Here is a 6118-nt window from a genome sequence, read left to right as displayed (position 1 = left end):
AGGCGCATTTGAAAAACCTCCGGCTATGCCGGAGGATATTTATTATGCCCTGGATCGTGGCTGGGTAATACGTAAGCCACTGACACAGGCAGCAATCACTGCCAGAATAGCCGCAGCCATCAGCGAGACGTGTGTACCATTATCACCAAACTGATTTAGCATCAGCGCCACCAGCGCCGCGCCACTACTCTGACCCAATAGACGAGCCGTCCCTAACATGCCACTGGCCCCACCGCTACGTTCGCGCGGAGCGGAGGTAATAATGGTGTGGTTATTGGGTGACTGGAATAAGCCAAATCCAGCGCCACATAAGATCATCGGCCAGATAATATTGATATCCGCAGGTGACGCGGGCAGCAGAACCAGGGAAAAAAGCCCCGCAGCCATGATGAACAACCCTAAAGCACCCAGCAATCCTGCATGTACGCGTTCAATCAAATAGCCTGCCAGCGGAGCCATCACCATTGTTGCTAACGGCCACGGTGTCAGAAGTAAACCTGTTTCGACTTCACTACGCCCGAGCACGGTTTGCAGGTAAAAGGGCAGGGAAACCATTGCCAGCATTTGTGCGCAGAAAGAGCAAACAGATGTGCAAATAGAAAGTGAAAACAGCGGGATACGCAGTAAATCCACCGGTAGCAGCGGTACGGGAAGAGAAAGCTGGCGGCGAATAAAGAAAATACCAACGACAACCATTACCACCAGTTCCGCGCCAATCAACGTCAGCGATTGCCCCTGAGCGAAACCACTCAATGCAGTAATAAGCAGGCCGAAGGTTAACGCGTTCATCACGGCGCTGGGCAGGTCGAAACGGGGTTTACTGGCACGAGAGCCATTGGGTGGCAGAAAACGCATGGCCAGAAGCAGGGCGATAATACCCAACGGTACGTTGATTAAAAATAACCATTTCCAGGATGCGATGGAGAGGATTGCTGCAGCAATTGTCGGCCCGGCAGCAGAAGAGACGGCAACAATAAACGAGTTTACGCCCATCCCTCTACCCAGAAAACGTTGTGGATAGATCAGGCGGATAAGTGCGGTATTAACGCTCATCAACGCTGCACCGCCGAAACCTTGTATGACACGCGCAAGGGTGAGCATTTGTAGCGAATCAGAAAGGGCGCAGAACAGTGAAGACAACAGAAAAACGACCAGACCGCATTTATAAATACGTCGATAGCCAAACATATCGCCCAGAAACGAAAACGAGAGCAGGGAGATGACAATGGCGATTTGATAGGCGTTCACTACCCAGATGGAACTGGCTGGCGTGGCATGAAGGTCCGTGGCGATTGTTGGCAGGGCGACGTTGGCGATTGCGCCGTCAAGGACAGCCATCGAAATACCAATCACAATGGTTAATATCGCACCGTATCGCTGGGGCAACGGCAGGCCGTCGGCCTGAACTTTTGGCATAGGAATTTTATATCTTTGGTGAATAATCAACAGGGGTAAGATTCTAGCACTGATATTCACGGTGGATGTCGCAGAATTGTAACTAACCGGCAAAAGATGGATTGCGACCACCCAGGTGCGAAATTATAATAAAAAACAGTTCTGATTTTTATAAAACACTCGCAATGAGGTGATAAATGGCTAACGCAGATCTGGATAAACAGCCTGATTCTGTATCTTCCGTGCTGAAAGTTTTTGGCATTTTGCAGGCGCTGGGTGAAGAGCGCGAAATAGGGATAACCGAGCTGTCGCAGCGCGTCATGATGTCAAAAAGCACCGTTTATCGCTTTTTACAGACCATGAAAACCCTGGGTTATGTGGCGCAGGAAGGGGAGTCGGAGAAATATTCGCTGACCCTGAAATTGTTTGAACTGGGCGCTCGCGCGTTACAAAACGTCGATTTAATTCGTAGCGCAGATATCCAGATGCGTGAGATCTCCCGCCTGACGAAAGAAACTATCCACCTCGGCGCACTGGACGAAGACAGTATTGTTTACATCCACAAAATTGACTCTATGTACAATTTGCGCATGTATTCACGGATTGGTCGTCGTAATCCGCTGTACAGCACCGCGATTGGTAAGGTACTGCTGGCATGGCGCGATCGCGATGAAGTGAAGCAAATTCTCGAGGGCGTGGAGTATAAACGCAGTACCGAACGGACCATCACCAGTACAGAAGCGTTATTACCCGTTCTGGACCAGGTGCGCGAGCAGGGGTATGGCGAAGATAACGAAGAGCAGGAAGAAGGACTGCGTTGCATTGCAGTTCCGGTATTTGATCGCTTTGGCGTGGTCATTGCCGGTCTGAGCATCTCCTTCCCGACGTTGCGTTTCTCTGAAGAGCGTTTACAGGAATATGTCGCAATGTTGCATACCGCGGCGCGCAAAATTTCTGCCCAAATGGGTTATCACGACTATCCGTTCTGATGAGAGTAAGAACCTGTCTGAATATCAAACAGACAGGTTCTTTATTTAGCATGAGAAAAATAAAGTTGAAGGTGGCGTTATATTAAACGCACTTGCGATAAGAATATTTTACTTATGAGTGAGAATCTGGTTATTTATTACCCTTAACCATTATCGACCACAATATTGCTTTTACGTAACAACGGGCAATCTGTTATCCCCAGAAAACCACTTTTAGTGTGCAGGTATTGTACCGTGCTGGTGCCTCTGGCGGTCAGATAGGTACATTGCAAACCTAATCCCGCGGCATTCTCTTTGCTTCCAATCAAAACGCCATATCCGCTGAGTAATAATCCTATCCATACCAGTGCTATCAGCATAACTGTGCGAATGATGAATCGCATTACAACCTCTTCTCTTTTTATGTTCGCTTAATCGTAGCGGCAATATGCGCTGAAGCAAGCGACTCATTCTGAAAAAGCACGAATATCGACATAGTTAGGCGCTGTTTAACTAACACATGCTAGTTTAATGACATAAGGTAGGTGAAACGGAGATTGGAGTGAAAAAGTTTCGATGGGTCGTTCTGGTTGTCGTGGTGTTGGCTTGCTTGCTGCTTTGGGCGCAGGTATTCAACATGATGTGCGATCAGGATGTACAATTTTTCAGCGGAATTTGTGCCATTAACCAGTTTATCCCGTGGTGATATCATTTTTTCAGCACTAGATTTTCTTCCTCTCCAGCAGTGGTAGAATAGCGCCTCTACTCAGAGGTGGTGAAATGAACGAAGTTGTAAATTCAGGCGTGATGAACATTGCGTCTTTGGTTGTATCGGTGGTGGTTCTTCTTATCGGGCTCATCTTGTGGTTTTTTATCAATCGTGCCAGTTCACGAACTAACGAACAGATTGAACTGCTTGAGGCGTTGCTGGATCAGCAAAAACGTCAAAATGCACTGTTACGTCGTTTGTGCGAAGCAAACGAACCTGAGAAAGAAGATAAAAAGACCGTTGAGAGTCAAAAATCGGTTGAAGACGAAGATATTATTCGTCTGGTCGCCGAACGGTAATCCTTCCTCAATCTTGAGTAACCCCGTCGTTGAAGGGTTACTCAATTCATCCTGATTATACGCACTGTCATGGTGCAACTGCTTCAAATTAAAACTCTGGTCTGACTTCAAATAATTATCATATTATTTATTTGCGTAACGGGATATCAGAAAAAGATATTTAGCTCATTAATTTATTAGGATGTTTACATCGGATTTGTGATTAAGCGTGTTATTATTTATTAGCGAAACGTTTCTCTCTTGATTTTTTTGCGCATTCATCAATTTTTCTTATTTTAAATTTACAATACCTTTGGCGATTGACTTCTCTTTGGGGTGATTGATAGCCGTTAACTGACTGTTTTATGAGAAAAAGTGATATAACTTTTTATTCATTGCATAGCAGAAAATGTGATATTGCACGCACTATGTAATAACTTCTCCCATTGGCCTGGAACAACTGAACTTATTGAACTATGTTAGAAAATACGTCAGTTTAAGTATCTGCCTGAACTGGCAAGGTTAAGCACAATGATATATCGGCGCGTATTCCGTTGCATAAGTGTGCAAAAAAAGTGGAAGACGTATCGAGATTTGTGCGTCTGATCGAGACATGTTTAAAAATGGCTTGCCATAATTAACGTTGTATGTGATAACAGATTTCGGGTTAAACGAGGTACAGTTCTGTTTATGTGTGGCATTTTCAGTAAAGAAGTCCTGAGTAAACACGTTGACGTTGAATACCGCTTCTCTGCCGAGCCTTATATTGGTGCCTCATGCAGTAATGTGTCAGTTTTATCTATGTTATGCCTGCGGGCGAAGAAAACAATCTAAGGAATTTTTCAAATGGCAAAGATTAAAGGTCAGGTTAAGTGGTTCAACGAGTCTAAAGGTTTTGGCTTCATTACTCCGGCTGATGGCAGCAAAGACGTGTTCGTACACTTCTCCGCTATCCAGGGTAATGGCTTCAAAACTCTGGCTGAAGGTCAGAACGTTGAGTTCGAAATTCAGGACGGTCAGAAAGGTCCGGCAGCTGTTAACGTAACAGCTATCTGATCGAATCCACTGATCTGAAGTGTGAAGACACTTCAATCTCGCTATAAAGCCTCGTCGAATGCGAGGCTTTTTACTTTGTTTTATCTTCGCTCCTGGCGTTCGGATATTTGCCCGCCGCGTGATTCGCGTTACACTTGCGGCCTTTAGTATCCTGCCGGAGTTGTCATGTCGTTTTCCTGTCCACTTTGCCATCAGCCTCTTTCGCGTGAAAAAAACAGCTATATCTGTCCCCAGCGACATCAGTTTGATATGGCGAAAGAAGGGTATGTCAACCTGTTGCCTGTTCAGCATAAACGATCTCGTGATCCGGGCGACAGCGCGGAAATGATGCAAGCACGACGCGCATTCTTAGATGCCGGACATTATCAGCCGCTGCGTGATGCAATTGTTGCCCAACTGCGGGAACAGCTTGATGAAACGGCCACGGCGGTGCTGGATATCGGCTGTGGTGAAGGGTATTACACACACGCATTTGCCGATGCGTTGCCCGAAATCACCACGTTTGGCCTGGATGTCTCGAAGGTAGCGATAAAAGCGGCGGCGAAACGCTATCCGCAGGTCACTTTTTGTGTTGCTTCCAGCCACCGTTTGCCGTTTTCCGATACCAGTATGGACGCCATAATACGTATTTACGCGCCGTGTAAAGCAGAAGAATTAGCGCGCGTAGTGAAGCCCGGCGGTTGGGTCATTACTGCCACGCCGGGACCGCGACATTTGATGGAGCTGAAGGGGCTGATTTACAATGAAGTACATCTTCATGCACCTCATGCAGAACAACTGGAAGGTTTTACATTACAGCAGAGTGCTGAGTTGTGTTATCCGATGCGTCTTCGCGGTGATGAAGCCGTCACATTATTGCAGATGACGCCGTTTGCCTGGCGTGCGAAGCCAGAAGTCTGGCAAACACTGGCAGCAAAAGAAGTGTTCGACTGCCAGACGGACTTTAATATTCACCTCTGGCAGCGTTCTTATTAACCGTGGAAGTGCGTCCAGAGGATCTGGACGCCGATGCCGAACAGTACCAGCCCGCCGAGAATTTCCGCTTTCTTCCCAATAATTGAGCCGATAAAGCGACCAACCATCATCCCTAATGTCGACATAATCAAGGTTGCACAACCAATGGCCAATGCGGTCGCGATAATGTTGACCTGCAGGAAGGCTAGACCAACCCCCACAGCCATCGCATCCAGGCTGGTGGCAATCGCGGTGGTTACCAGTAGCCAGAAACCGTGTCGACGGCGCGGTTCTTCATCTTCATCATCTGCGCCACGAAAACCCTCAATAATCATTCGCCCGCCGAGGAATATCAGCAGCACAAACGCAATCCAGTGGTTCCATTCAAGGACAAACCGGCTGGCTAACATGCCCATTCCCCAGCCGATCAGCGGCGTCAGGGTTTCGACGGCACCAAAAATAAGGCCAGTTCGCAAAGCTTCAGAAAATTTCGGTTTATGGAGGGTGGCACCTTTACCGATTGATGCAGCAAATGCATCCATCGACATACCAAACGCAAGAAGAACAGTAGCAGTGATATTCATGACAACGTCCTGACCGGGGTATCCATAAAACACATCATCGCCCCCAGCAAACATGCATACATGAACAACAAACCGCGATGATTTTCGCGTTCATGCAGGCATAGCGATTGATGT

At 47.2% G+C, this 6118-nt stretch carries 9 protein-coding genes; 6 read left to right on the top strand and 3 right to left on the bottom strand.

What is annotated here, in order from left to right:
• Positions 1-42 precede the first annotated feature (42 nt).
• Positions 43-1416 (bottom strand): MFS transporter, encoded by a 1374-nt coding sequence (locus AACU19_RS06705; protein ID WP_039020728.1) that lies wholly within the window; start codon positions 1414-1416, stop codon positions 43-45.
• Between the two features lie 176 nt (positions 1417-1592).
• Here AACU19_RS06705 and kdgR point away from each other — a divergent pair, with 176 nt between their 5' ends.
• Positions 1593-2384 carry a DNA-binding transcriptional regulator KdgR gene (gene kdgR, locus AACU19_RS06700; RefSeq protein ID WP_001262182.1) on the top strand — a complete coding sequence of 264 codons (792 nt, stop codon included), beginning with the start codon at positions 1593-1595 and terminating at the stop codon, positions 2382-2384.
• A gap of 143 nt (positions 2385-2527) precedes the next feature.
• Here the strand turns inward: kdgR and AACU19_RS06695 are convergent, their stop codons facing one another.
• Positions 2528-2767, bottom strand: a complete 240-nt coding sequence (locus AACU19_RS06695) for a YobH family protein (protein ID WP_001211011.1) — start codon at positions 2765-2767, stop codon at positions 2528-2530.
• 158 nt (positions 2768-2925) lie between these two features.
• Here AACU19_RS06695 and mgrB point away from each other — a divergent pair, with 158 nt between their 5' ends.
• The 5 genes from mgrB (at position 2926) to rlmA (ending at position 5441) form a co-directional block, all read left to right on the top strand.
• On the top strand, positions 2926-3069 hold the full coding sequence (gene mgrB, locus AACU19_RS06690) for a PhoP/PhoQ regulator MgrB (protein ID WP_000714550.1): 144 nt from the start codon (positions 2926-2928) through the stop codon (positions 3067-3069).
• A gap of 74 nt (positions 3070-3143) precedes the next feature.
• Complete coding sequence (locus tag AACU19_RS06685; protein WP_001006867.1) at positions 3144-3431, top strand: YebO family protein; 288 nt, start codon at positions 3144-3146, stop codon at positions 3429-3431.
• A gap of 669 nt (positions 3432-4100) precedes the next feature.
• Complete coding sequence (locus AACU19_RS06680) at positions 4101-4244, top strand: DUF2627 domain-containing protein (protein WP_001295496.1); 144 nt, start codon at positions 4101-4103, stop codon at positions 4242-4244.
• A gap of 12 nt (positions 4245-4256) precedes the next feature.
• On the top strand, positions 4257-4466 hold the full coding sequence (gene cspE / locus AACU19_RS06675; protein WP_001062678.1) for a transcription antiterminator/RNA stability regulator CspE: 210 nt from the start codon (positions 4257-4259) through the stop codon (positions 4464-4466).
• 165 nt (positions 4467-4631) lie between these two features.
• A complete protein-coding gene (gene rlmA / locus AACU19_RS06670) occupies positions 4632-5441 on the top strand; it encodes a 23S rRNA (guanine(745)-N(1))-methyltransferase (RefSeq protein ID WP_052953661.1) in 810 nt (269 codons plus the stop codon).
• On the opposite strand, the gene mntP is transcribed toward rlmA, so the two are convergent.
• Positions 5438-6004 carry a manganese efflux pump MntP gene (gene mntP / locus AACU19_RS06665; protein WP_053898586.1) on the bottom strand — a complete coding sequence of 189 codons (567 nt, stop codon included), beginning with the start codon at positions 6002-6004 and terminating at the stop codon, positions 5438-5440. The genes rlmA and mntP overlap by 4 nt on opposite strands.
• Positions 6005-6118 lie beyond the last annotated feature (114 nt).

The sequence above is a fragment of the Escherichia sp. MOD1-EC4550 genome (assembly GCF_963876935.1).
Classification (GTDB): Bacteria; Pseudomonadota; Gammaproteobacteria; order Enterobacterales; family Enterobacteriaceae; genus Escherichia; species Escherichia coli_F.
This window is presented reverse-complemented; position numbering and strand designations above follow the sequence as displayed.